Raw genomic sequence first — 26839 nt, 5'->3', positions numbered from 1 at the left:
ACTTTTTCGTAATAATGAGCATTTCCACAAAATACGACCCGGCAGCAACCGAAGATAAATGGTACAGCTACTGGATGTCAAAGAACTTTTTCCATTCTGAACCGGATGAACGCGAGCCATATACAATTGTAATCCCTCCACCAAACGTCACAGGTGTATTGCACATGGGACATATGTTGAACAATACGATTCAGGATGTCTTGATTCGTAGGGCAAGGATGCAAGGTAAAAATGCATGTTGGGTACCTGGTACAGACCATGCTTCTATTGCTACCGAAGCTAAGGTTGTGGCGATGTTAAAAGAGCGTGGTATTGACAAGAAGGACCTGACAAGGGAAGAATTCTTAAAATATGCCTGGGAGTGGAAAGAAAAATACGGTGGTATTATTCTGGAGCAGTTGAAGAAATTGGGTGCCAGTTGCGACTGGGAGCGTACTCGTTTCACGATGGAAGATGATATGTCTGAAGCGGTGATCGACAGTTTCATCCATTTATATAAAAAGGGAAGAATTTACCGTGGGGTAAGAATGGTGAACTGGGATCCGGCAGGAAAGACTTCTGTTTCGGATGAAGAAGTGATCCGTAAAGAAGTAAATCAAAAACTATATTATATCAAGTATACGGTTGCTGGAAGCAATGATCAGGAGTTCCTGACGATTGCAACTACGCGTCCGGAAACCATCATGGCTGATGCAGCAATCTGCGTTAATCCTAATGATGAGCGTTATGCGCACCTGAAAGGGAAAAAAGTATTTGTACCATTAATCAACCGTGAGATTCCTGTAATTGAGGATGATTATGTGACGATGGATTTTGGAACAGGTTGTTTAAAAGTTACTCCGGCTCATGATTTGAACGATTATGAGTTAGGATTGAGACATAAATTGCCGGTAATTGATATCTTAAATGAGGATGGTACTTTAAATGAGTTGGCACAAATTCTTGTTGGTGAAGATCGTTTTATCGCTAGAAAAAAGATTGCTAAATTATTGGATGAAGCCGGACATTTGGATAAGGTTGAAGACTACAAATCACAAGTAGGTTTCTCTGAGCGTACGGATGCGGCGATTGAGCCAAAACTATCTATGCAATGGTTCTGTAAAATGGACGAAATGGCGAAGCCAGCATTGGAAGATGTGTTGAATGGTGATGTGAAGCTGATTCCGGAGAAATTCCAGAATACTTACCGCCATTGGATGGAAAATATCCGTGACTGGAATATCAGTCGCCAGTTATGGTGGGGACAACAAATCCCGGCCTGGTATGATAACCAAGGTAACTGGGTAGTTGCAAAAACTAAAGAAGAAGCTTTAACGGAATTTTTAAAGTTAAAAGATGCCGATGGAGAGTTTACTGAGGAAGAAGCGAACGGCTTCAAACATCAGTTGGCACCATTTGTACAACAGGATCCTGATGTAATGGATACCTGGTTCTCTTCATGGTTATGGCCTATTTCTGTGTTCGACGGATTTAAAAATCCTGACAATAAAGACATCAACTATTATTATCCAACCAATGATTTGGTAACTGCTCCTGAGATTTTATTCTTCTGGGTAGCAAGAATGATTATGGCCGGACATGAGTTCCGTGGTCAGAAACCATTTACCAATGTTTACCTAACAGGTATTGTTAGAGACAAACAAGGACGTAAGATGTCTAAATCATTAGGAAATTCTCCTGATCCAATCGGCCTGATTGAAAAATACGGTGCTGATGGTGTTCGTGTAGGGATGCTATTGTGTTCTCCTGCTGGAAATGACCTGATGTTTGATGAAAGTTACTGCGAACAAGGAAGGAATTTTGCCAATAAGATCTGGAATGCGTTCCGTTTGGTAAAAGGATGGGAAGTAGATTATTCTTTACCAAATCCTAACCTGCAAGCGATTTCATGGTTTGAGAACCGCTTCAACGAAGCTTTGGTAGAGATTGAAGATAACTTTAAACAGTACCGCTTATCGGAAGCACTAATGGCTTCTTATAAATTGGTATGGGATGATTTCTGTGCATGGTACCTGGAAATGGTGAAACCTGCTTATCAGCATCCAATTGATGCGGAAACTTTAAAGTTTACCATCGGTTTCTTTGAGAAGATTTTGACACTTTTACACCCATATATGCCTTTCTTAACAGAAGAGCTATGGCATGATGAATTGTTCGGTACAAAAGAAGAAATGGACTGCTGTATTGTAGCTTCATACCCTGTTGTAGGTTCAATTGATACTTCATTATTGAAAGATGTAGAGAGCGTAAAAGGCCTGATTGCTGAGATCAGAAATGTACGTAATACCAAGCAGATTTCTCCGAAAGATGCTTTGCCATTGAGTATTAAGGTAAACACTGGCATCGATTATGAAAAATGGTTAAACGTGATTTCTAAGGTTGTAAATATCTCTGAAGTAACGTTTGTAACGGATAAGATTGCCGGAGCAGTTAGCTTCATGGTAGGAAAAGATGAGTTCTTTATCCAACTAAATGAAACCATCGATGTAGAAGCTGAGAAAGTACGCTTAAATGCAGAATTGGTTTATTTACAGGGCTTCTTGAAGTCGGTAGATGCGAAGTTGAGCAATGAACGTTTTGTTCAAAATGCGAAACCGGAGATCATTCAGAATGAGCGCAGTAAAAAAGCAGATGCGGAATCTAAAATCAGTACGATTGTAGGACAAATCGAATCATTAGGGTAATTGTTGTTGACGATTACAGCCTTTGATAAAATATGATCAAATGAAAAAGACAACCTGATGAGGGTTGTCTTTTTCATTTTCAACGATATGGTTGTGTTTGATTTTGCTGCTTAATTTCAGGGTCTTTATTCTTCTTCTGAGCTTTCTTGTTCCTGTTCTACCATTTCTTTGATTTTCATCAATCGGTCGTAGAAACATTCGTATGGCCTTACATTGCCATATATTTTTAACACATTGATGTGCGTATCTACACAATGAGCGACGTCATTCAATATTGTTCCTGGATAGAGTTCCAGGGTTTGCGGTAAATTGATACCAGAAAAGTAGTCTTCTAAGTCGGAAACGGTCATGTTGCAAAGGTAATACTAATATGATTTAAACCCGGTTTTTTAAGGATAAAGAGGGCTTTAAATTTTAATGGACTTTAAGATGGGATTCTTGTTATAGTTGCTGATACTCGGGCAGCTCTTCTATAAACTGAAATCTTTCTGCCAGGTGATCGATCATTGCATAGCAGTGATTTAATCCGTTAGTGACTACCAGCCATTTGGCTTTATGAATGGAGTTGTATCGGGAGGCCTGATCAAAAACGGCCTGATTGATCTTTATCTCAGGAGCTTTACATTCAATCACCATGATGCGTTCTCCGGAAGTGTTGAAAATAACAATGTCACTTCTTTTTCTAAGCTGGTTCAGGGTTAATCCTCCTTCGATCTGGATCAGGGTCCTGGGGAATTTTTTGATCAGAATAAGATACTGAATGAAATGTTGTCTCACCCATTCTTCAGGAGTCAGAACCAGGTGTTTCTTACGGACTTCGTCGAAAATAAAGTGCTTGTTATCCTTCAATGTAATTTTAAAAGGATAGGCAGGAAGGTTCAGCGCTGTAGGGTTAAATGCCATTTGTGCAAAAATAACCTTTAATAATTAGTTTTTAGCCGTTACATTTGGATAAATATATGAGTGTTGCCAATATAATCAAAGACATTAAAGCCAGAAAGTTTAAGCCTGTTTACCTGTTACATGGGGAAGAGCCTTATTATATCGATCAGATTATCCATTATATGGAGGAAAATGTGCTGAGTGATATGGAAAAAGGATTCAACCAGACGGTATTGTATGGGAAGGACACAGACATGGCTACGATCATGAATGCGGCCAAGCGCTATCCAATGATGTCAGACTATCAATTGATAGTTGTGAAGGAAGCACAGGACCTTAAATGGGCAAAGGAAGCGGAAGGAAGCAGTAAGGAAGCAGAGTTTGTGCAAAGCTATTTTGAAAAGCCTTTGCCAAGTACAATTCTGGTTCTGGGATATAAATACGCCAATTTTGATAAGCGAAAGAAAATCTATAAGTCAATAGACAAAAATGGAGTCATCTTTCAATCGGATCCGGTTCGTGATTATAAGCTGGCTGCATGGATTGATGATTTTGTAAAAGAAAAAGGATATAAGATTGCGCCACAGGCATCCGCCCTGATGGCTGAATATTTAGGTGCTGATCTTTCTAAAATTGCCAATGAAGTAGAAAAATTAATGCTGAATATTGGTAAGGAAGTGACGATAGACACGGATCTGATTCAACGGAATATTGGGATTAGTAAAGAGTATAATGTGTTTGAATTGCAAAAAGCCTTAGCCGTTAGAAATGTGCTAAAATGTAACCAGATCATCAATTACTTTGCAGATAACCCTAAAGCAAATCCGATGGTGATGGTGATGGCCAACCTGAATGCTTATTTTTCTAAAATACTCAAGTATCATTACTTACCGAATAAAGCGGAAGCGGCAAAAGAACTGGGGGTAAATCCTTACTTTATCAAGGATTACGAAACAGCTGCGCGCAGTTATAACCTGAATAAGACCTTTGATATTATCAGTTTACTAAGAGAATACGACCTGAAAAGTAAAGGGGTAGACAGCACCGGGAATATTACTGATGGCGAATTACTTAAAGAATTGCTGTTTAAAATGTTGCATTAAGCTTGAAAATAAATAACATTTTAAAAGAAAAGGATGGCTACTCAGCCATCCTTTTCTTTTAATTATCTTTTTCGCGATTAAGCGTTTCCTAATCTTTTAAGGATTAGTGAGAAGAAACTGCTTTTAATCCGATGATAGAACAAATCAAGGTGGTGATGAATACAATGCGCCAAAAGGTAGCAGGCTCATTGAATACAAAAATCCCTACTAAAACAGTTCCGACAGCTCCAATACCGGTCCATACCGCATATGCGGTTCCAATAGGAAGTGTCTGGGTTGCCTTTAGCAATAGTCCCATGCTGATGGTAAGGCAAACTAAAAAGCCTATGCCCCACATGATCGTTGCATTTCCTGTAGTCTCTTTCATTTTTCCAAGGCAGGAAGCAAAGGCGATTTCAAAAAGACCGCCAAGAATTAATAATATCCAGTTCATTTTATTGTTATTTAATTGCCGGCTACTGTGATTTCAGGCTTCGGTAAATGTGACTGCAAATTTCCGCATTTGAGTAGTAAAACCGACTAAACAAATGATAAAAAATCAATTTTGAAGAGAGACTACTTGATTTCTGCTCTGATTCTACTTAAAGAAACCGGGGTAATCCCTAGATAGGAGGCTATGTAACTCAATTGTACCCGTTGAAGAAGTTCCGGGTATTGGTCCATCAGGTTCTTATAACGCGCAGTTGCATTTAGCAGTAGCCTGGAAATCAGTCGCTCTTCTACAAGGATAATCTCTTTTTCTATCAGTTTCCTTCCCCAGTTTGCAATGGCAATATCTGTAGCATACAGATTTTCCAGTTGATGGTAGTCTATGCGATAAAGTATGGCATCCTCCAATAAAGCAATGCTTTCATAGCCTGGAGTATGATTGATATAGCTGTTGTAGGAAAAAACAGAGTTTCCTTCCTTCCCAAACCAAAAAGTGACATCAGATTCTTCTGTACGGTAATAGGCCCTGGCGATGCCCGATTTTATAAAATAAACGGTGCGGTCTACCTCATGCTGACGGAATAATAAATGCCCTTTAGGGTAATGAATTTCTTCAAAAAGGCTGGAAAGCTTCTCTAAAGCCGGTTCAACAATAGGCGTAATATTGGTGATGATCTGTTTGATGGTTTCCATTTTTGGTGGATGTAATTTTACCGCGGGTTATTTTAACAATCGTTTGTACAAATATAGAATTTGAAATGGTCGGGCTTTTCTTTTTTTTAGTGCTTATTGTAAAGGATTATCGCTAAATTGGTGAGTACAAAGCTTTTTTATATCCTGATTTGATTTAAACAACCTTTAAAAAACCAATACTTACAAGATAACAGATGAAATAAATGGAGCAAGGCATTATTTTTTCAGAGAAACAAAGATTTAGGCAGTGGTGGTTGTGGTTGATTTTTTTAGGGATAAATGGGTTGTTTCTTGCAGGTGCATTTAAGCAGATTATTGGAGGCGAGCAATTTGGCGATAAGCCAATGAGTAACTCTGGATTGCTGATCTCGGTTACTGTGTCTTTGTTGATTACAGTTTTGTTTTTTATTCTCCGATTGGAAACAAGGATTAATGAGAAAGGCATTTATGTGAGGTTTTATCCTTTTCATATGTCCTTCAGATATTATCCCTGGGAAAGTATTAATAAAGCCAATGTCAGGAAGTATAGCGCGATAATGGAGTATGGTGGATGGGGAATTCGCTTCGGACTAATGGGAAATGGACGGGCTTTAAATGTCTCTGGAAATCAAGGTTTACAGCTGGTGTTTAATAATGATGAAAAACTATTGATAGGAACCCATAAGCCAGAAGAGCTAAAACAGGTATTAAATGCCTTAGGTAAGCATATGGAATACTAAATGAAATTCAGGTACTGTCTCCATTGGGATTTCAACAGTACCTTTTATTTTTTAAAACCGTGTTCTTAATTCAGACTGTCCAACTGAGTTTTCAATTGATTTTCCAAACTTTTAAGATCACCGGTTACGGATTGCATACTGTCTTGTACAGACTTTAAATCGATCACCACTTTTGATACCGTATCATTTACCATAATGATCATTTTGTTATCTGTAGGATAAACCCACCATTCTGCAATGAACATGGGCATTTTATGCTCAGGTTCGCCAACAAGTTCAGCAACTTTAGCTGTGGTCATTCCTGATTTAACAGATTCAAAGGGCTTTTTTTTGGAGCAAGCAGCTAAGCCTAGTACTGCGATACAAATTAAGAGCATTTTTTTCATAACGTAAATATATTAAAGTTTATGAAAAATGATTAATATTCAGTGGGTTGAAATGGTTTAAAAGCTGGGTGTTTAAGAGGCGATGTTTCCTAATTCATTCCTAATTGTTAGTTTTGGCATCAGAATCGGATAAAAGGGCAAGAAATAGCTCATTATCCAGAATAGCATAGTAGATCACTGCTTTAAAAAGCATTAAAATAAAATATACCATGAATCATTGGCTAGTAAAAAGTGAACCGTTTAAATACAGTTGGGATCAGTTTAACAAGGATGGACGTACCTTTTGGGATGGCGTAAGAAACTACCAGGCACGTAACAACCTGAAAGCCATGAAGGAAGGCGATTTAGTGTTGTTTTACCATAGCAATGAAGGTAAAAATGTAGTGGGTATTGCTAAAGTTGTCAAAGAATTTTATCAGGATCCTACTACGGACGACATCAAATGGGTGGTGGTAGATTTAGCACCTGTAGAGGCTTTAAAAACACCTGTATCTTTAGAGCAGATCAAGGCAGAAGAAAGTTTACAAGACATTTCTTTAGTCAGACAAGGACGTTTATCAGTGATGCCACTGAAAGCAGAAGAGTTTGATAAAATTCTGGAAATGGGTTCGGTTTAGTGAGCTGATTCTTCGGGAAGATGGATTACTTTCTTTGCTGATAGTAATCCAATACTCATAATCAGGCTGGATCCAAGTACCACAAGGAAGAGGAAAGCCGTGCCTACCTCTGGTATTTTTAATGCCGGAGGCAGGTTAAAATACAGTAAGATACTGATCAATCCTCTCGGTGCGATGAAACTTTCGGAACCAGCGTTTTCTTTTCTGAAAATTTTCAGGTAAGCGAAACGAATGATAAAGATCGTAACCAGAATGATCAATCCATTGGCAATCACCGGGCCATCGTTTAGGGCGTAGATATTCATCGTAAAGCCAAAAATCACAAAGAAAAACGTACGGATGATAAACGCGCTTTCGGCAGAAAGCTGGTGCAGTTGCGTCAAATCATTTGATAAGTTCTTATAGATAAAAACGCTTCTGAAATAAGCATGTTTAATCGTATCCGCATTGTTTAGGAATAAGCCAAAAGCCAGAATCAGGACTAAAGAAGACAAATGGTACGATTGTCCGATGGCATACACCAGAATCAGGATAGAAATGATCAGAAAGAACTTGATATGGTGCGAAATCCTCCCCATCAGATACAGCAGTGTAATACAGGAAATCGCTGATAAGATAATAATCAATAGGGTATTCAATCCCAATCCTGCAAAAGAAGACATGGAAATATGCGGATTTGTAATGGCAAAATTGAAAAGAACAATACAAAGGATATCCGAAAAAGAAGACTCATAAATGATGAATTCTTTACTTTTCTTACTCAATGCTGCGGCAGAAGGGATGGCTATGGCCGAACTGATCACACTGAAAGGGATCGCATTCGTGAAACACACGTACAGCTCTTTTCCGGTGATCTGGTAAATGATAAAGGTGATGACCGATACTGTGGCGAGTAACACAAAAAAAGCGGACATAAACGCTCCTTTGATCACCTTATTCTTTCCCTTTTCATATTTAAGCTCCAGGGAGCCTTCAAAAACGATCAGAATCAGACCTACCGTACCTAAAGTAGGTAAAACAGTCAGGAAATTGAAGGTTTGTAAATGAAGATTGTCGACCAGTATCCGTAAGCCGATGCCGAGTAATAACAGCAGCAGGACGGAGGGAAGTTTGGTCTTACTGGCAACAAGGTCGAATAGATAAGAAAATATGACGAGTCCGCTTAAAATGATTAATGTGGTGTATGTCGTCATATTTTCTTTTTAGTATCTATCTAATATCTTGGTATCTGGTTTTACTCTTCGAAGAATAAAGCCCTAAGCTCTTTGGCATCATTGGCTTTCATCTTACCGCTAAGGATTAAGCGAAGTTGTCTTCTTCTTAATGCTCCGGCAAATAATTCGATTTCATCTTCTGTTTCCGGTAAAATTTCAGGAACAGGAATCGTTCTGCCACTTTGATCAATGGCTACAAACGTATAATAAGCTTCATTTGATTTAACGCGGGCTCCTGAAGGAATATTTTCTGCCCATACATCCAGTCTAACTTCTACCGAAGTATTGAATGCGCGGGTCACTTTTGCTTCAATGGTAATTACATCACCCAATTTGATGGGTTGTTTGAAAGATACATTGTCTACCGATGCGGTAACAACAATCCTATTGCAGTGTTTTTGCGCAGAAATAGCAGCAGCGATGTCCATCCAGTGGAGCAATCGGCCTCCCATTAAATTGTTCAATGTATTGGTATCATTCGGCAATACCAACTCATTCATAATGGTAAATGACTCTTTCGGGCTTTTTATCTTTGTACTCATAATCTCTGCAAAAGTAAGTAAAAATGAACATACATGGCGAGGAATCAGAATGATTTGGCTGTTTTAGCGCTGAAAACCACCTAAATTGATACAGGAAATCCAGTCTCAAAACCTGGATTTAAACCAGAAGAATAGGGAACAATCCAATGTATTTGATTGCTTCTTAAAATGGGATCCATTGGAAGCCTTAATTTTAGCATAATCGATCGAGATTTAGTAGGCCTTTGCTAAAGGATGTATAGGCCTTTTAGCCTTGATCAAGGCCTGTAGGAGCTTCTTAGATCCCTAGCAAAGCCCTATAGGTATACCGCTGATTTAGAGATCTACTGGCCATCTACAAGCATTGCAAATAAGAGTGGGTATGGTTTATGTTAAACAAATGAACATTACTGATGTTATCCTAAAATATGGACAATCAAACGCTGTTGCAGTTCTTCCACTGGTATTATAATGAAGCCGATAAATTATGGATTAAAGCCGCGAAGGAGGCTGAAAACCTTGCTGAAATGGGGATTACAGGGATTTGGTTGCCACCAGCCTATAAGGCGAATTCCGGGGCATCTTCTGTAGGTTATGACCCATATGATCTCTATGACCTTGGTGAATTTGATCAGAAGGATACCCTTGCTACCAAATATGGAACAAAGGAGGAGTATCAGAATGCCATCAAAATTCTTCAGGAAAATGGACTGATTGTCATTGCAGATATTGTTTTTAACCATAAAGCAGGAGGGGATGAGCTTGAAAAGGTGATGGTAAGGTCTGTCAACCCAGAAGATAGAGAAGAATTTACTTCTGAGCCCTTTGAGATTGAGGCCTGGACTAAATTCAATTTTAAAGGTAGAGCGGGTCAATATTCTCAGTTTATCTGGGATAAAGACTGTTTTAGCGGAATAGACTGGGCAGAAGATTTAAAGGAGACTGGGATTTATTCCATCCAAAATATATACGGTGAAGGCTGGGAAGAGGTGCCTTCCAAGGAGCTGGGCAATTACGATTACCTGATGTATAATGACATTGAATTTAGGAATCCTGCGGTGCGGGAAGAATTGAAACGATGGGGCGAATGGTATGTGAACAATTGCGGGATGAAAGGATTCCGCCTGGATGCGGTAAAACACATTGCTACAGATTTCCTGATCGAATGGCTGGATCATATGAATGAGACTTTCCAGACACAGTTTTTTGTCGTAGCAGAAAACTGGAATATTGACAATGTATTTGAACTGGAGCAATACCTGGAAATCACAAAAGGGAGGATGCAGTTGTTCGACTCTTTACTTCATCATAATCTTTTCATAGCAGGAGCAGAAAAAGAGCAGTACGACCTGTCTAAGATTTTTGAGGGGACTTTAGTGCAGCTACAACCCTTGTATACGGTTACTTTCGTGGATAATCATGATTCTCAACCTTTACAAGCGCTGGAGTCTTATGTGGAATTCTGGTTTCGACCATTGGCCTATGCCTTGATTCTATTAAGGGAAGACGGAATACCATGTATATTTTATCCTGATTTATATGGCGCAACGTATAAAGATGAAGACAAAGAAGAGGAAATGGTGGAGGTAAGTTTGGTCCCATTAGCCAAATTGCCAGAAATGATCCATATCCGAAAAGAGTTGTCCTATGGCTTGCAACGCGATTATCTTGATTTTCCAAATTGTATCGGCTGGACCAGAGCTGGCATTGCTGAGAAAGTAAATTCTGGTATTGCCGTGATCATGAGTAACGGGGAGGAAGGATTCAAGGCAATGGAAATGGGACTTGAAAATGTCGGTAAAACAATGATTGATGCAATGGGCAATAGAAATGAAAAGATCACTATTGATGAAAAAGGATGGGCTGAGTTTTTCTGTAATGCAGAAAGTGTGTCGGTCTGGACTATCGTTTAGTCGTGTTTACATTTACAAAACCAATCAGTTCTTCCCAGCGGGAACCTGGTTTTCGGTAGTAAACATATACCTGATAGGTGTTTTCCGTTTCAAAGAAAGAACCTTCAAAAACAGTCAGATCTGTTTTGCCAGTTTGTTTATCCAGCCAAACATATTTATAGTCATACAGTCCTTGTTTCAGTGGAATGCTGGTGTAAAATCGTTTACGGGCAGCATCATAACTTAGTTTACTAGCCTCATTAAGGATGTAATTGTTGAAACGACCAACAACATAAGCATCGCCTGCAGTAGTAGGAGCTGCCGCATTTAAGCTAAAATAAACACGTGCATAATCACTGTCGGTGTTTGCATCACGGCCATCCTGATTTCTAATGAAAAAGTTGCCGTTTTCATCAAAGCGGTCCGTGAATTTGGCTGCATTACCATTCAGGTCGGTAAATAGGATCACTTTGTTGATCGTATCTCTGATAATTTCCTGTACGTTTTCCGATTTATAACGGAAACTACGCATATCAAATTTTCTAAACTCGTTTCCCCCCGGAAAATCATTGTTATTTACATCATTATAAACCAAAGAACCTGGTCTTACAAACGTAGGATTCTTATTCCAGGAAGCGGTTTGTGGAATGCCATTCTGCATCACCACGGCTTTTAAATCTAAGGAAGGGTTTTGAATGGGGTTGCTATGAGAAATGGTGAAATCCACCTTCTGGTGAGTTCTACGTAAATCTACCTGCGGACTTACCGTAATATTTACGCCGATAGCTACCTGTTTATCTACCACATAAAAGCGCTGAGAAACTACAGGTTTCTGAAGATTTCCATCTTCATATACTTTTAGTAAGTAATTTCCGGAAATCTTAGGCTTAATCTGGTAATTCGGTAAAGTAAGAGAGTAATTGGTGTATTGTTGCAGGGTTCCAAAAGAATATTTGTATTCAGTAATGCGGTCTTCGGATAGTCCTTGCAAGTAATCTAATGGAGAGAGACGGGAAGGTTTCCAATCGGAATTGCAATGTTCTACGGTATAAGTGTAGATTTTAGTCCCTCCGTTTAAGTTGTCAAAAGAGAAGTATAAAAGCTCATTTGAATTCAGGGTGATGACTGGTAGCGATTGTTCTTTTTGTGTGTTATAACATTGTACGGTCCGGATTTCCGGTAAATATACTTTGTTATCGTATACAAATTGCTGGTCCTGAGCCACAGCAATTTGCATACTAAACAACATCACGAAAAACAATCCGCTTAGTTTTATCATTATCCTTCTAATTCCATAATATCGGAAGCCAGTTCTTCCCATTTATTCTGGGCATTGTCCAGCTGATGTTTGGCATCAGTATAGCTCTTATTGGCTTCAGCCAGTTTTCCTATATTTGAATATACGGCTTCATCAGCGATTTGTGCTTCAATAGCTTTCACACTTTTTTCAAATTCAGCAATCTCTGATTCAATCTTTTTCAGTTGCTCATTCAGTTTTTTTAATTGCTGTTGTGCATTTGGAGCAGATTTTTCTACCACTGCTGCTTTAGGTTTTACCTCTTTATCTGGTCTAACTGGAATGTTTGATGGGGCAGAAGGAACTCTTTTTGAATTCCATTCTTCGTATTCTGCATATGTTCCTGGATATTCTTTGATGTCCTGATCTTCGATGAACCAGATTTTATTGGCTACGTTATCTAAGAAATACCTATCATGGGATACTGCAATAAAAGTACCTTCATATTGTGTTAAAGCTTGAATCAGGATATTCACAGATTGAATGTCCAGGTGATTCGTAGGCTCATCCAGAATCAGGAAGTTAGAGTCAGTAGTTAAAGATTTGGCCAATGCTACCCTTGATTTCTCACCTCCGGATAATACACGGATTTTCTTGAATACATCATCACCTGTGAAAAGGAAACATCCTAAAATTCCACGTAATTCCGTATCGGTATGCTTAGGGGCGAATGCCTGCAATTCTTCAAGGATCGTGTTTTCCAGGTGTAAAGATTCCAGCTGATGCTGTGCAAAGAAAGTAGTCGTTACATTGTGACCAATTTCACATTTACCTTCGAACTCTTCTGCACCTGCGATGATACGTAATAAGGTCGATTTACCTTTACCGTTGGCACCGATTAAAGCGATTTTATCACCTTTCTCAATTAAACCATCTGCATTGTGTAAGATATCTATGTTTGGATAGCTTTTGTAAGCTTCTTCCACGCGGATCACGTGACGTCCTGAAGGTTTAGAGAACTTGAACTGGAAGTTTACTGTTGGATTGTCATCATCAACATCTTCCACACGCTCCATTTTATCCAGGGCTTTCATCCTTGATTGCGCCATTTTCGCTTTAGAAGCTTTGGCACGGAAACGCTCGATCAAACGCTCTTCCTGCTTGATTTTTGCCTGTTGGTTTTTAAACTCTCCCTTTTGGATCTCTCCACGAAGGGATTTTTCTTCCAGATAGAAGGTATAGTTACCTGCATAAGGAGTTAATTTTCCTTTGCGGGATTCTACGATACGGTTTACTACTTTATCTAAGAAATACCTATCGTGAGAAACGATCACAATGGCACCTTCAAAACTCAATAAATAAGTCTCTAACCATTTGATGGAAGGTAAATCCATGTGGTTGGTAGGCTCATCCAGCAATAGAATGTCTGGAGTTTGCAAAAGAATCTTAGCCAGCATTACCCTCATTCTCCAACCTCCGGAGAAGGTGTTTAATGGTCTGTGCTGATCTTCAGTGCTGAAACCAAGACCTGCAAGGATTTCATTTGCTCTGTATTCTATGCTATATCCGTCTAAAGCTTCAAACTCCTGTTGCTTATCGCTCAGTTTGTTCAATACTTCTTCCGAGTAATCTGTTTCTATCTTTTTTAGGAGTTCTTCTATCTCATCATGTAATTGATTTTGGCGCTCAAAGGCCTCCATCGCTACGTGTAAAATGGTATGGTGTGAATCGTAAGAAAGTAAATCCTGGTTCAGGTAACCTATTTTCAGGTCTTTCGACATGGAAATACTGCCTGAAGAAGGGCCATACTCGCCAACTATTATTTTTAGAAGTGTAGATTTACCGGTTCCGTTGGCTCCGATTAATCCAATTCTTTCGCCTGGTTTAATGTGCCAGTTTGCCTCGTCGTATAAAGCTCTGGAGCCTATCAGGAATGTTAAGTCGTTTATTGAAATCATTTGCCTGCAAAAATACGATTTTGTTTGCTTTCCAATTGCATATAATTTGATCGAATTGTATTTTATTTTCGGAAGATAGCAAGGTGTAAATGCGTGTTCTGAGGGGATTTACGCGTTTTTCCGGATGCCAATAGAAAATAGATGGTTTTATGGGCAATGAATTTTATAGCTATTGTTACTGCATTGTTAACATTACTATGTATTTTTGCGTTTTTGGGAGGGAAGATGTTGTGTCTCAGTATACAATAGCATACCGCCCTTTGTCCTATATCAAAACGTTTCTATATTCGTTACATGTACCGTCTAATTAAGCCTTTATTTTTCCAGTTTGATCCAGAAAAAGTACACCATTTTGTGGTGAAACAGTTAAAATGGTTCAATGATCACTTCCCAATGGGGAAAACAATTTTACGCAGCAGCTTTGATGTCAATATCAAAGGACTGGAACGCGAAGTCTTCGGAATTAAATTTAGAAATCCCGTTGGACTAGCAGCTGGTTTTGATAAAAACGGAGAATATATTGAAGCATTGAGCAATCTTGGTTTCGGCTTTATAGAAGTAGGTACAGTAACTCCTTTACCACAACCTGGAAATGATGCACCACGTATGTTTCGCTTGCAGGATGACTCCGCGATCATTAATCGTATGGGCTTCAATAACAAAGGGGTGGATACGCTTGCAGAGCGATTAAGACTGTTGAAAGCTAAAGATAAAAGCATTGTAATTGGCGGTAACATCGGGAAGAACAAGAATACACCAAACGAAGATGCAGTAAGCGATTACATCAAATGCTTTGATCGTCTGTTTGATGTGGTAGACTATTTTGTAGTGAATGTAAGTTCTCCAAATACTCCCGGCTTAAGAGAGTTGCAGGAGAAAGCACCGCTGATGAATCTATTGAATACCTTACAACAAAGAAACCTGACCCATAGTTTACAAAGGCCAATCCTATTGAAAATTGCTCCTGACTTGACTAATGAACAACTGGATGATATTGTTGAGATCGTTTTAGAAACAGGTATTGCTGGTGTCATCGCAACCAATACTACGATTGATAAAAGCGGATTGAATAGTCCGGCAGAACTGAAAGCTGAAGCTGGTGGTTTAAGTGGAAAGCCCCTGACTACACGTTCAACAGAGGTCATCAGGTATATCTCTACAAAATCGAAAAAAGCATTCCCTATTATCGGGGTAGGAGGAATTCATTCTCCACAGGATGCTAAAGATAAGCTGGAAGCCGGTGCGTCATTAGTACAGCTTTATACAGGCTTTATTTATGAAGGTCCGGGTATTGTGAAAAGAATATGTAAAGAACTCGTTTAAACGATTGTTTCGACTTTAAAATAAGGTCTTAAACGACCACAAAAAAACAGCAATGAATTGATTTCATTGCTGTTTTTTTTATGCCTAATAATTTGAGGGCTAACTAAGCTGCAGTAAGGGACATTGAAGAAAATCAGCGAGTCTGTGAGTGGGCCTAGGAAGGTTTGCCTCTTCCGGGCAAAGATTCCAGCATTAGAATAGATTTGCTGATTTTGTGAAGAGCAGGGGGAGACTGGTATAATGAAAGCCCGATGAAACCAGAGACTAATGAAAAAAAAGCTGCATAACAACTAATCCCGGGTTTAATTAAGGTTCCGTAACAACGAAAAACTAAAAAATCATAGCACAAAAAAAAGACCTTAGGAATATCCTAAAGTCTTTCTTTATTTCTTGAAACAGTAACTTATGCTCTAGCAGTAAGTTTGTCTAAAACAGCATTGTTTTTAGCCAATTGATCTGTAGTAGACTGTTTAGAACGGCTACCTAACTCAATGTTAGTCGCTAATTTTAAGTTTTTCACATCTAATTTAGCGAAAGTCTTATTTCTTCTGTCTTTTCTTTTTAATCTAGTAACTGCCATGGTGTAACCCTTTATTTTTTTATTTATTGTAAATCTGAGGTCGAGAGCGGATTCGAACCGCTGTAGGAGGTTTTGCAGACCTCTGCCTAGCCACTCGGCCACTCGACCTTTCTAAAAATTTAGAATGCAAAAGTAGCAATTAAATCTAAGTATGCAATTTATTTTTGAAAATTTCTGCTGATATCTGCGCATAGTATTGCAGCACAAACTGCTACGTTTAAAGATTCTGCTCCGCCAATCCTCGGAATTGTGACAGGTACCGTGATTAAATCCATAATTTCAGGAGAAATCCCCTGGCCTTCGTTTCCTAAAATAACCAATCCTTCAGTTCCCCAATTCACATCATACATACTTTTGCCATCTAATACTGCTCCAAATACCGGAACAGGAGGGGCAGATAGTAGTGGAGCGAGGTCCTGGTAGTAAATATCCATCCTGCTCAAGGAACCCATTGTGGCTTGGACCGTCTTCGGATTATAAACTTCTACCGTATTCGGGGAACAAATGATCTGTTTAAAGCCAAACCAATCCGCAGTACGGATGATTGTACCCAGATTACCAGGGTCCTGTATACCATCAAGGACTAAAGAAAAGTTGTTTTTGAGCTGTTTTGTATCCAGTACCGGGTTTTTAGGCAAATGAACCAATGCCAGGATCCCTTGTGGGGTTTGTAGCGTACTAATCTTATCCAGTTCCGTACTGTTTACTTCAAATAACTTTATATTTGTGGGTAATTCAGGGAGGAGAGACTGATATTGAGCCAGATAATAGATGCTGTGAACCTGGTAGGAAGATTGAATAAATTCTGCAATAGATTTTATACCTTCAATAATAAATATCCCATTTTCTTTACGGTACTTTTTTTGATGTAACGATTTAATAAAACCTATTTGAGATTTTGAAAGCATACTATAATTATAAAAAGAATGTCCAGTTTCTTGCAATATTACTACTTATTATTGTTTTTGTGGCAGGATGTTCTTCAACAAAGTACATCGAACCCTACCAATCCATCGTTAAGAAAGTAAAAATTGACAGTATAGATAAAGCTTTTGAAGAGGAGGCCTATAACTTCATTCAGAAGGATATTCGTCCTACATCAAAGCTAGGAATCAATGTGTTGCTTTATAATATGTTCAATACCAAGGACGGTCATTATAAAACCAATAACATCAAACCTCTGGGAAGTCCGCCGCCAATTTTGGACAGTGCGATTGTAGATATTTCCCGTGACCAAATTGAGAAATATCTAAAAAGTAAGGGTTATTTCAATGCCAAGGTAAAGTCTGATATTAAAGTAAAAGACAAGAAAGCCGAGGTAACTTTTGTGGCAAACACAGGGCCAGCTTTTAAAATATCTAAGTTTACTTATCAGATTCCGGATTCAGCAGTTAAGCAACTTTACTTATCGAGAGGGGATCTGGCTACACATGTAAAAGAAGGAATGCGCTTTGATGATGATTCACTTTCTTTTGAAAGAGATCAGATCTATCAGGTAATGAAGCAGAATGGATATTATGATTTCGCGAAACCTTATGTAAGGTTTGTGGTAGATTCGAATAGTAATGATAATAGAGCAAAAGTGACGCTTTTGATTGATAATCCAATCGATAAAACTCATCATCAAAAATATAATATTGGCGAAATAAATGTGATTATTGCACCCAATTCAGATGGTTATCCCGATTCTGTGACTTTAAATAAAAGGATTTTTAAGGGATTGAGGTATACTGATCTCTCTAAAAAATTCAGAAGAAACCCTATTGTCCGTTATAATTTCCTTCGTCATGGAGAGCAGTACGACATTAGAAATGAAAGCTTGACCTTCGACCGGTTGTACGATTTGAACGTATTTAAGAATGTTAAAATCGATTACCAAAAAGCGAAAGATAGCAGCAATAGTGTCAATCCTTTCATCCAGCTGATCCCCCAAAAGATCATGAGCAATCGGGTAGAAGGAGAGGTGCCTTTTAATGGAGGTACAGTTGGGTTTACCTTGAGTAATACCTATAGTAATAATAACCTGTTTAGAGGTGCTGAACGTTTTGAGTTTCAGGTTAAGGGTGGTTTGCAATCCAGGATAGGTCAGGGAGGTTCTATTTTTAGCGACATTTACCAACGTGATTTTTCGGTAAGTGCCAGTCTTGGAGTACCCCGTCTGATGGTTCCCTTTTTTGCTAAATACATCACTGGAAAGGGTGGAATACCACATACGGTATTCTCAACCAGTTATGTGTATGCATTACAAAAGGATTTCTTTATCAGAAGGGTGTTTTTAAATTCCGTTACCTATGAATTTGTAGAAACAAAATCTAAGCTTCATTCCGTAACACCATTAAATTTTGAGTATAGATTTGGTGACTTGCTATTCAATGCAAAGGATACGGCTCAGAATATTAAGGACCTGGTGAATAATAACGCGTATACCATCAAATTGCTGACAAGAAAGAGCATCACCCTTGGGATCAAATATGCCTATTCCTTAAATGCGAATAAATTGCTGACAGGTGATGATTTTGTTTATTTCCGTGGAAATATAGATATAGCAGGAAATATGCTGCAGGCGGTTACGAAACTTTCAGGAATTAAGACGAATCCGAGCAATGATGAGTTCGGTAATATTTTAGGCGTTCCATTTAATCAATATGTGCGCCCGGAGATCGATGTCAGGTGGTATAAGGGATTAGGACTGGATAAGCAATTCGTAGCCCGGTTAAATCTTGGAGTGGGTTATGCATATGGGAATTCCGTGGACATGCCATTTGAGAAATTGTTCTTTGCAGGTGGTTCTTCTGGAGTGAGGGCATGGCAGGCCAGGACTTTAGGTCCGGGAGACTATAACCGTGGAAAGGCATTGAATACTGAAGAGCTACGTAGAACCCTTTATGGTCTGGATCAGCTTGGTGATATGCATTTGGAGGCAAATTTGGAATATCGTTTCAAGCTGGTCAATAAGTTCTTTGGCGGTAAACTGAAAGGGGCTGTATTTGTAGATATGGGAAATGTCTGGAACATTTCTAAGACTAGTGATACAAGTTCTGTAGGTGTATTTAAACTGAAAAACCTGGGCAAACAGATTGCTATAGGTACGGGGATGGGCTTCCGTTACGATGTACAGTATTTTGTATTCCGTTTTGATGTAGGACTTAAGCTGAAAGATCCACAGTTTACTGGATCAGAGCAATGGGTCATCAATAAATTCTTAAGTGGTGGAAAGGCTTTTAGAGCTGAATATGACGCAATGAATACTCCGGATAGGTACCGTTTCGTGCAGTATAATTTTGGTATAGGAATGCCCTTCTAAATCCTGATTGGTTCCATCCTAACAGAGTCGTTTCTTTCTGATAGGATGGGTTTTTGGCGACTAAAACATTTTCTTTAATCCATCAAAAATGGTCTCAAAGAAGGTGGAAGCGCTTAAGCCATTGCTGTGGTTGAAGTAAAAGAAAACCAGCAATAGGATCACCGCTATAATGATAAACTTCCTGAAAGCAAATGCTAGAAATACCAGAATTAATGGAAATAAAACCAGCCATAAGCTGCTGATGGTATAGGGATTTAAGGTGCCGTCTTTTTTGTATACATAGAGCAATTTACTATGTGTACCCTTGTCATTCTGATGTTTCAGGTATACGAAAGCAGACCTTTCCAGTTGTAATGGCAAGACCGCGATACCGTCATTAAAGGTAATCGGCTGTGTAAAGCCACTCACTGTAAAAGTATATATCCCATTGATTTTCTCTATCGGATTGTTCAGAGAATCCGCCGCGATAATGGCCAGTTTGCTGTTTTTCAATAAGCTTTCTTTTACAATAAAGTTATTGATGTCTGCATGTTGAGCAAAGACAGAAGTGCAGGCCATAAATAGCAAGAGTACTAAGGATAATCGTTTCATTGCGCTAAAAATCATTGATGATATTAATATTTTCAAATGTAGTAAAAGCGGATATGTTTTTTGTAGATCCGCCGATAAATTAACCGTTCAGTGAAAAGATGCTGTAAGTCAGTACGGTTGCAAAACATACCCATAGGAAATATGGAATGAACAATAAACCTGCAGTCTTGTCGATTTTATAAAACATCAGTCCATTGATGACAATAACAATCAGCAGGAACACAATTTCAAATAAGGCAGCGCCTAAAGATTTCGCATAAAAAAACAAGAAAGACCACATCAGATTTAAAACCAGTTGAATGGCATAAACCGCTACAGTTCTTGGGAAATGAACAATCTCTGCGCGTTTTTGCCATACCAGGTACGCTGAAACGCCCATCAGGATGAAAATGCAGGTCCATACCGGTGGGAAGATGCCATCTGGTGGATTAAAAGAAGGTTTAGCCAGGGTAGGGTACCATGTTTTTACAGAAGTTAGGGTGAGCATGCTTCCAAGGGCACCCGCTGCTAAGGGGATCGCCAGATTAATTACAAAAGCAATAGGATTGAATTTCATCTTTTTGTTTTTTGAGTACTGTCAGTTCAATGATTTGATTCCGTTGACGAAGGTAAATGAAATCTAACAATTACTTAACAATAACTTTGTTTAGCATTAATAAACAAAGTTTAGTATTGCAGAACATATAAATGTTCAAAGATGTCTGTAAAATTAGTAGTATTCGACATGGCAGGAACCACCGTAAAAGACAAGAATTACGTGGGACTAGCCTTTCAACAAGCAATGAAAGCTCATGGTTATGAAGTTAGCATAGAAGAGATCAACCCAATGATGGGTTATGAAAAGCCTTTGGCGATTAAAATGATGCTGGAGAAGCATGGCAATGGTGTAGAAGAGATTACGGAAACATTGATTTCAACTATTCACGAAGACTTTGTATCGGCAATGGTTCATTTTTATCAAACTTCTGAAGAGGTACTTCCCCTTCCAAATGTAGAAGATACTTTTCTTCAATTGAAAGCCCAGGGCATCAGGATTGGTTTAGATACCGGCTTTTCAAGAAAGATCGCAGAAATTATTGTCGACCGATTAAACTGGTCTGATCGCATCGATATGCTCGTAGCAAGTGATGATGTGCCGAATGGAAGGCCTTTTCCTGATATGATCCATAAAATGATGGAAGCGTTGAATATCCGCGATACTCAGGAAGTTGTCAAAGTTGGAGATACCGAAGTAGATATAAATGAAGGTCTGAATACCGGTTGTAAATACAGCATCGGCATTACTACCGGCGCCTTTACGCGTGAGGAATTGTTGAAATATCGTCCCACACATGTAATCGATGATATCTCTGAAGTGTTAACAATTATCAGCCAGTAAACCCGGTATGAACCTGTTAGAATACTGCCGGAACAAGGTTGCCGGCTGGTCATACCTGTATATCTCTATACTGGCAGGTTTAGCGGCTTTCGGCTGTTATACCAGTATGTATGCTTTCAGGAAAGCATTTACAGCAGGTACTTTTGATGGGCATGAATATTTGGGGGTTGATTATAAAGTATGGCTGGTGATTGCCCAGGTAATGGGTTACACATTTAGTAAGTTTTATGGCATTCGTTTTATCTCGGAGTCTTCCGGGAAAAACAGAGGTCGCAGTATTCTAAAGTTAATTGGTATTTCCTGGTTCTCATTATTGGGTTTTGCCATCGTCCCCGCGCCATGGAACATTGCTTTCCTGTTTATCAATGGTTTTCCTTTAGGGATGATCTGGGGATTGGTTTTTAGCTACCTGGAAGGAAGAAGAAACACTGAGTTTATGGGGGCTGTGATGTCCGTAAGCCTCATTTTTGCTTCTGGATTTATTAAAACTGTGGCAAGAACAGTGATGGATTTGCTCCCAGTTAATGAATACTGGATGCCTTTCTGCACCGGCTTATTGTTTGTCATTCCCTTGCTTTTATTTGTCGCTTTCCTGGAAATGGTGCCGCCACCAACCGAAGAAGATCAACGTTTAAGGACCAAACGTTTGCCGATGAATGGCAGTCAGCGGAAGAAATTTCTGTTGAATTTCCTACCCGGGGTGGTTTTAACCATTGTCATTTATGTGGTATTAACGGTAATCCGCGACCTTAGGGATAACTTTGAAGTAGAAATCTGGCATGACCTCGGTGTTACCGATAACCATATCTATGCGAAAATAGACGGCTTTATCGCCTTGGTCGTATTGACAATGGTAGGTTTCCTGATTCTTGTAAAGAACAACCTGAAGGCCTTTGTGATCATTCACTGGATGATCATCGGTGGATGCGCACTCACGGGATTGGCAACTTTACTGTTTGATGCCCATTACATCAGTCCGATTGCCTGGATGTGTATGGTAGGAATGGGGCTTTACATGGCTTATATCCCATACAATGCCATCTTTTTTGAACGCATGATTGCTACATTCCATTACAAGAGCAATATTGGCTTTATCATGTATGTTTCAGATGCAATCGGCTACCTGGGCAGTGTCAGTATTTTGCTCTTCAAAGAATTTGGTGATGCTGAGATCAGTTGGGGCCATTTCTTCCGACAAAGCGCTGTCGTTGCAGCAGTAGTAGGTGTGAGTTGTAGCATGGTTTCGCTGCTCTATTTCCACCAGAAAAGTGTAAAGAATAAGAAAAAAGAAAGTAATATTACCCTCTCTGCATTGGCATTAGATGTTAAGGGGGCTGAAAAATAAGATTTAGACCAATAAAAATATTTGAGATGAATACAAAGCATTATGACCTGATTGTAATTGGAGGAGGGATTTTAGGAACCTTCCATGCTTACCACGCTTTAAAGCTGGGTAAAAAGGTGTTGCAATTGGAAAAAGATAATTATCCGGTAGGCGCAACGGTACGTAACTTCGGACAGGTGGTTCCTTCTGGAATGTCGGGAGTATGGTTTGATTATGGTGTCCGCGGATTAGAGATCTACCAGGAAATTCAACAGCAGTTTGATATTTCTGTTCGTAATAATGGTAGCGTTTACATTGCTTCCGATGAAGAAGAACAAAACCTGATCCATGAACTGAAAGCACATTATGATACTTTGGGATATCAGCAGGAGCTTTTAACAAAGGAAGCTGTTTTGGCTAAGTATCCGGCAATCAGAGCGAGTTATGCCAAAGAAGGATTGTTTTTTAAACAAGAGGTTAGCGTAGAGCCAGCGTTGATGATCTACCGCTTGCAGGAGTTTATGCAGTCGAAATTTGAGGGATATACTTTATTAGTTAACTCGCCAGTGATTGATTGTACGCCAACAGGGACAGGTGTAGAAGTTCGTTTGTCTGGCAATCGTACCTATCAGGCAGATAAAGCGGTGCTTTGTAATGGCTATGAGTTTAAACTGTTATTCCCTGAATTGTTCGCATCCAGTGGACAGGTGATTAGTAAACTGCAAATGATGCGTACGGTGCCTATGCCGGAAGTGCCTTTGGAAGGGAATATCTTAACCGGTCTAACCATAAGAAGGTATGAAAGTTTTGAGGATTGCTGTCCTTCATTTAAGCATTTGACCACTCCTGATCATTATAAAGAACTAAAAGAATGGGGTATTCATTTACTTTTCAAGAAAGCAGTGGATGGAAGCTTTATCATCGGTGATTCTCATGAATATGCAGATGTTGCGCATTTTGATGACCTCGGTTTTAATGTGAAACAACACATCAATGAGCTGATGTTAAAAGAAGGAGAGCGCATTGTGAACTTCAACCTCCGCGATATGGGTACCACCTGGGCAGGTTTTTATCCTCAGCATCCTACAGAACGTATTTTGGAATATAATATTGAAGATTGTATTCACATCCGTACCTGTATCGGTGGAAAAGGAATGACCGCTAGCGCAGGCTATACTGAAGCGAGTATGAAGGCTATTTTGGGACTGAAATAAAGCTTGTCTTCACGGTTTTTAAATTTTGGTGTGAGAATTGTAGATACCAGGTGCTGTCGGATAAGACAGTCGTTTAATATCATTTTAAATACACGAAAAATGTTAAGAAGTATCATTACAAAAAAAGGAATTCTATCGCTACTAATCGTTTTTGGTAGTGTGGCCAGTACAATGGCTGCGGATGTGATCAGGCTGATGGTGAAGGAAGACCGTGCCTCCTGTACAGGAGTTGCGCCAATGAATTGTTTACAGGTAAAATACAAAAACAGTAAAAACTGGGAGATGTTCTATAGCGAAATCCAAGGCTTTAAACACCAGGAAGGCTATCGTTATACGCTTTCAGTAATCAGGACAAAGCGGAAAAATGTTCCTGCTGATGCGTCTGCTTATATCTACAAGTTGAAGAAAGTAATCAAAAAGGAAAAGATTTCGGTTAAACCAATAGCTACAAAAGACCCATTGCAAGCTGCAGCAAATCAGAAATGGACGCTGAGCAGGATCAATGGTAAAGCGGTAAATAGCGACCGGGTTTTTATCAGTCTGGATGAAAAAGGGAATAAATTTAATGGTTCTGGAGGCTGTAATGGCATTTTCGGAAGCTTTAGCTACGATGCAAAAAGTAGAAGCCTGACCATTGGGAATATTGCTTCGACAATGATGGCTTGTGCTGATGACAAAGTGAATCAATTGGAGTCTGAGTTTACGAAGGCTTTAGCGGATAAGACCTTTAGACTGGAAACAAGTGGTACTACGCTAACTTTTTATAAAGGAAAAGAGAAAGCTTTAGAATTTAGAACTGAGGCGAATAATACCAATGATATCTGGAATTATATAGGTAAAAACCGATGGAAATTAATCCAGATGGATGGGCTAACGCAACAAAACTCACCGGTTACCATCTCTTTCAACCTTGCTGATCATCGTTTCAGCGGTAATTCTGGTTGTAACAACTACTTCGGTACTTATGAAGCAGGAAGTTCAACTATTACTTTTGGCTCTGCAGCGAGTACCCGTCGTGCTTGTATGGATCCGGCTCTGAGTGAATTGGAACGTAAATTCCTAAATATTCTGGGTACTAAAAACTTTAAGTTTGATGTGGCCGACCAGACCTTGAACCTTTATCAGAATGACCGTTTGGTGCTGATGTTTGGCATCACTAAATAAAATACTTTCCGAAGTTATACCTACAAAAAGGAAGTTATACCTACAAAAAACGGGATCCTTAAAGATCTCGTTTTTTTGTAGGTATTGGGTTAGACTGCCTGTTTGTTGTATTTATTTCGGTATTCTATGGGCGTTAAGCCGGTAATTTTCTTAAACACATCCCGGAAGGCTTTCGTATCTGTATAGCCTACATCATACATCACCTCTGTGATGTTTTTTCTGCTGCGTTCAAAACTTCTTTTTGCAGCTTCAATTTTTACTCTTTGAATGTAGGTGATGACGGTATTGTTAGTGGCTTTTCTAAATCTCCGTTCAAAACTTCTTCTGCCAAGGGCAGACATTTGAGCAAGCTGATCGACGGTGATTTTGTCCTGGTAATTACTTTCTATAAATTCCTGTACTTTTTTTATCTCCAGATCCTCATGGTCTTTCTGGCCCTGAAACATCATAAATGCAGACTGACTTTCCCGATCAATATCAATGGCGAAAAACTTAGAAGCGAGAATGGCCGTGTCTCTATCTGTATATTTTTCCACCAAATAAAGGAGTAGATTCCAGTAAGAATTAGCCCCACCGCTCGAATAAAGTCGTTGTTCTTCTGTAATGATGCTACCATCTACGAGTTCTACATCAGGAAACATTTCGCGAAATTCAGTCGCATGAAGCCAATGGGTAGAACATTGTTTCCCTTTTAGCAGTCCGGTGGAGGCCAGTAAAAATGCACCAATGCATAAAGAGGCTACTTCCGCGCCTTTATGGTAATGATCCACAATCCAGGGCAAAAAGTCTTTGTTTAAACTTAAAGCTGTTTTTAAAGAACCACTCAATGCAGGAATGAAAATAAGATCCGTTTGCTTTACTTCGGATAAAACCCGATCAGGGTGTACAGAAAACAAACTGTTGTTCAGTCGGACTTCTTTTGATAAGCCGACCAGTTGTATCTGAAATAAAGGTGCTTTCCCCGAAGATTCCAGGAATTCATTGACCATCCTGAACAAATATCCAGGATCAGCTATGGATTCAATGACTGCAGTTTCAGGAACTAAAATTGAGATATGTTTCATTGATAAGGCTAATGGTGCTATTCAAATATAAATGGTTTTTGTGTCGCATACAACCCCCTTAATTGTCGTTTTTGCACAAGATGTTTACGGAGTAAGGCTAGTAGATTTGTTGTATAAACAACAATTTAACAATCATGATTGCTATTAGCCCTTACTTCACTTTCAATGGGAATTGTCGGGAAGCAATGACCTTTTATCAGGGCTGTTTTGGTGGAACACTGAGTTTTCAAAGTGTTGCTAATGCCCCATTATCAGAAGAGCTTCCACAAAAAATGAAGGACTGCATCTTACAAGCCAGTTTAACCAATGAGCATCTGGTTTTATTGGCAACGGATATGGTTGCTGAAGAAGGCTTAACCAAGGGGAATTCCATTTCCGTCTTCCTCAGTTTTAATGAGGAACAGGAAATCAGGGAATGTTACCAGAAACTTTCCGAAGGAGGGCAATGTAGCCATCCTTTGGAAATGAATTTCTGGGGTGGTTTATTTGGTGCTATTATCGATAAATATGGGAACTATTGGTTGTTGAACTATCCACAAGTCCAACAGCCCTAAGTGTTTTC

At 39.2% G+C, this 26839-nt stretch carries 26 protein-coding genes and 1 tRNA gene; 12 read left to right on the top strand and 15 right to left on the bottom strand.

The features are described from left to right. Positions 1-14 precede the first annotated feature (14 nt). Positions 15-2684 carry a valine--tRNA ligase gene (locus R2S10_RS20890; protein WP_316842358.1) on the top strand — a complete coding sequence of 890 codons (2670 nt, stop codon included), beginning with the start codon at positions 15-17 and terminating at the stop codon, positions 2682-2684. Between the two features lie 125 nt (positions 2685-2809). On the opposite strand, the gene R2S10_RS20885 is transcribed toward R2S10_RS20890, so the two are convergent. Both R2S10_RS20885 and R2S10_RS20880 read right to left on the bottom strand, forming a co-directional pair. Further along, complete coding sequence (locus R2S10_RS20885) at positions 2810-3034, bottom strand: DUF6965 family protein (protein ID WP_316842357.1); 225 nt, start codon at positions 3032-3034, stop codon at positions 2810-2812. 91 nt (positions 3035-3125) lie between these two features. Next, positions 3126-3587: a type I restriction enzyme HsdR N-terminal domain-containing protein gene (locus tag R2S10_RS20880; protein WP_316842356.1), complete on the bottom strand. Its 462-nt coding sequence runs from the start codon at positions 3585-3587 to the stop codon at positions 3126-3128. A gap of 56 nt (positions 3588-3643) precedes the next feature. Here R2S10_RS20880 and holA point away from each other — a divergent pair, with 56 nt between their 5' ends. Beyond that, the gene (gene holA / locus R2S10_RS20875; RefSeq protein WP_316842355.1) at positions 3644-4669 is read left to right on the top strand and encodes a DNA polymerase III subunit delta; all 1026 of its coding nucleotides are present in this window, start codon (positions 3644-3646) and stop codon (positions 4667-4669) included. A 103-nt stretch (positions 4670-4772) separates the two neighbouring features. Here the strand turns inward: holA and R2S10_RS20870 are convergent, their stop codons facing one another. Both R2S10_RS20870 and R2S10_RS20865 read right to left on the bottom strand, forming a co-directional pair. Further along, on the bottom strand, positions 4773-5102 hold the full coding sequence (locus tag R2S10_RS20870; protein WP_316842354.1) for a multidrug efflux SMR transporter: 330 nt from the start codon (positions 5100-5102) through the stop codon (positions 4773-4775). A gap of 122 nt (positions 5103-5224) precedes the next feature. Next, the gene (locus R2S10_RS20865; RefSeq protein ID WP_316842353.1) at positions 5225-5791 is read right to left on the bottom strand and encodes a Crp/Fnr family transcriptional regulator; all 567 of its coding nucleotides are present in this window, start codon (positions 5789-5791) and stop codon (positions 5225-5227) included. 203 nt (positions 5792-5994) lie between these two features. Here R2S10_RS20865 and R2S10_RS20860 point away from each other — a divergent pair, with 203 nt between their 5' ends. Then, entirely contained in the window at positions 5995-6510 is a 516-nt protein-coding gene (locus R2S10_RS20860) for a hypothetical protein (RefSeq protein WP_316842352.1), read from the top strand. Between the two features lie 65 nt (positions 6511-6575). Here the strand turns inward: R2S10_RS20860 and R2S10_RS20855 are convergent, their stop codons facing one another. Further along, positions 6576-6896, bottom strand: a complete 321-nt coding sequence (locus tag R2S10_RS20855; RefSeq protein WP_316842351.1) for a hypothetical protein — start codon at positions 6894-6896, stop codon at positions 6576-6578. 209 nt (positions 6897-7105) lie between these two features. Here R2S10_RS20855 and R2S10_RS20850 point away from each other — a divergent pair, with 209 nt between their 5' ends. Continuing rightward, positions 7106-7513, top strand: coding sequence for an EVE domain-containing protein (locus R2S10_RS20850; protein WP_316842350.1), 408 nt, complete (start codon positions 7106-7108; stop codon positions 7511-7513). Here R2S10_RS20850 and R2S10_RS20845 read toward each other — a convergent pair. Beyond that, the gene (locus tag R2S10_RS20845; RefSeq protein WP_316842349.1) at positions 7510-8706 is read right to left on the bottom strand and encodes a cation:proton antiporter; all 1197 of its coding nucleotides are present in this window, start codon (positions 8704-8706) and stop codon (positions 7510-7512) included. The genes R2S10_RS20850 and R2S10_RS20845 overlap by 4 nt on opposite strands. Before the next feature lie 41 nt (positions 8707-8747). Beyond that, entirely contained in the window at positions 8748-9269 is a 522-nt protein-coding gene (locus R2S10_RS20840; protein ID WP_062550058.1) for an acyl-CoA thioesterase, read from the bottom strand. Positions 9270-9676: 407 nt separating this feature from the next. Between R2S10_RS20840 and R2S10_RS20835 the strand changes: the two genes are divergently transcribed. Further along, positions 9677-11161 carry an alpha-amylase gene (locus R2S10_RS20835; RefSeq protein WP_316842348.1) on the top strand — a complete coding sequence of 495 codons (1485 nt, stop codon included), beginning with the start codon at positions 9677-9679 and terminating at the stop codon, positions 11159-11161. Here the strand turns inward: R2S10_RS20835 and R2S10_RS20830 are convergent. Beyond that, on the bottom strand, positions 11151-12419 hold the full coding sequence (locus tag R2S10_RS20830; protein ID WP_316842347.1) for a DUF5103 domain-containing protein: 1269 nt from the start codon (positions 12417-12419) through the stop codon (positions 11151-11153). The two genes, R2S10_RS20835 and R2S10_RS20830, sit on opposite strands and share 11 nt — an antisense overlap. Further along, positions 12419-14335: an ABC-F family ATP-binding cassette domain-containing protein gene (locus tag R2S10_RS20825; RefSeq protein ID WP_316842346.1), complete on the bottom strand. Its 1917-nt coding sequence runs from the start codon at positions 14333-14335 to the stop codon at positions 12419-12421. The genes R2S10_RS20830 and R2S10_RS20825 overlap by 1 nt, the downstream gene beginning before the upstream one ends. Before the next feature lie 294 nt (positions 14336-14629). On the opposite strand from R2S10_RS20825, the gene R2S10_RS20820 reads away from it, so the two are divergent. Further along, complete coding sequence (locus R2S10_RS20820; RefSeq protein WP_316842345.1) at positions 14630-15658, top strand: quinone-dependent dihydroorotate dehydrogenase; 1029 nt, start codon at positions 14630-14632, stop codon at positions 15656-15658. Between the two features lie 403 nt (positions 15659-16061). On the opposite strand, the gene R2S10_RS20815 is transcribed toward R2S10_RS20820, so the two are convergent. From R2S10_RS20815 to R2S10_RS20805, 3 genes are all read right to left on the bottom strand, one after another. Next, entirely contained in the window at positions 16062-16238 is a 177-nt protein-coding gene (locus R2S10_RS20815) for a hypothetical protein (protein ID WP_062550053.1), read from the bottom strand. Positions 16239-16275: 37 nt separating this feature from the next. Continuing rightward, positions 16276-16346: transfer RNA gene (locus tag R2S10_RS20810), tRNA-Cys, on the bottom strand. 50 nt (positions 16347-16396) lie between these two features. After that, a complete protein-coding gene (locus R2S10_RS20805; RefSeq protein WP_316842344.1) occupies positions 16397-17146 on the bottom strand; it encodes an RNA methyltransferase in 750 nt (249 codons plus the stop codon). Here R2S10_RS20805 and R2S10_RS20800 point away from each other — a divergent pair. Next, entirely contained in the window at positions 17137-19542 is a 2406-nt protein-coding gene (locus R2S10_RS20800) for a BamA/TamA family outer membrane protein (RefSeq protein WP_316842343.1), read from the top strand. The genes R2S10_RS20805 and R2S10_RS20800 overlap by 10 nt on opposite strands. Before the next feature lie 60 nt (positions 19543-19602). Here R2S10_RS20800 and R2S10_RS20795 read toward each other — a convergent pair whose 3' ends face one another. Both R2S10_RS20795 and R2S10_RS20790 read right to left on the bottom strand, forming a co-directional pair. Continuing rightward, entirely contained in the window at positions 19603-20133 is a 531-nt protein-coding gene (locus R2S10_RS20795; protein WP_316842342.1) for a hypothetical protein, read from the bottom strand. Positions 20134-20212: 79 nt separating this feature from the next. Further along, complete coding sequence (locus R2S10_RS20790) at positions 20213-20689, bottom strand: TspO/MBR family protein (RefSeq protein WP_316842341.1); 477 nt, start codon at positions 20687-20689, stop codon at positions 20213-20215. Between the two features lie 141 nt (positions 20690-20830). Here R2S10_RS20790 and R2S10_RS20785 point away from each other — a divergent pair, with 141 nt between their 5' ends. The 4 genes from R2S10_RS20785 (at position 20831) to R2S10_RS20770 (ending at position 25213) form a co-directional block, all read left to right on the top strand. After that, complete coding sequence (locus R2S10_RS20785; protein WP_316842340.1) at positions 20831-21511, top strand: HAD-IA family hydrolase; 681 nt, start codon at positions 20831-20833, stop codon at positions 21509-21511. A 7-nt stretch (positions 21512-21518) separates the two neighbouring features. Beyond that, on the top strand, positions 21519-22856 hold the full coding sequence (locus R2S10_RS20780) for a DUF5690 family protein (protein WP_316842339.1): 1338 nt from the start codon (positions 21519-21521) through the stop codon (positions 22854-22856). Between the two features lie 26 nt (positions 22857-22882). Then, complete coding sequence (locus R2S10_RS20775) at positions 22883-24049, top strand: TIGR03364 family FAD-dependent oxidoreductase (RefSeq protein ID WP_316842338.1); 1167 nt, start codon at positions 22883-22885, stop codon at positions 24047-24049. 99 nt (positions 24050-24148) lie between these two features. Next, entirely contained in the window at positions 24149-25213 is a 1065-nt protein-coding gene (locus R2S10_RS20770) for an META domain-containing protein (RefSeq protein WP_316842337.1), read from the top strand. Between the two features lie 89 nt (positions 25214-25302). On the opposite strand, the gene R2S10_RS20765 is transcribed toward R2S10_RS20770, so the two are convergent. Beyond that, positions 25303-26277 carry a GlxA family transcriptional regulator gene (locus R2S10_RS20765; protein ID WP_316842336.1) on the bottom strand — a complete coding sequence of 325 codons (975 nt, stop codon included), beginning with the start codon at positions 26275-26277 and terminating at the stop codon, positions 25303-25305. 134 nt (positions 26278-26411) lie between these two features. Here R2S10_RS20765 and R2S10_RS20760 point away from each other — a divergent pair, with 134 nt between their 5' ends. After that, positions 26412-26831: a VOC family protein gene (locus tag R2S10_RS20760; RefSeq protein WP_316842335.1), complete on the top strand. Its 420-nt coding sequence runs from the start codon at positions 26412-26414 to the stop codon at positions 26829-26831. Positions 26832-26839 lie beyond the last annotated feature (8 nt).

It is taken from the genome of Pedobacter gandavensis, from assembly GCF_032678745.1.
In the GTDB taxonomy this organism is placed as follows: Bacteria; Bacteroidota; Bacteroidia; order Sphingobacteriales; family Sphingobacteriaceae; genus Pedobacter; species Pedobacter gandavensis_C.
The sequence above is the reverse complement of the archived record's forward strand: the minus strand, read 5'-3'. Positions and strand labels throughout refer to the sequence as shown.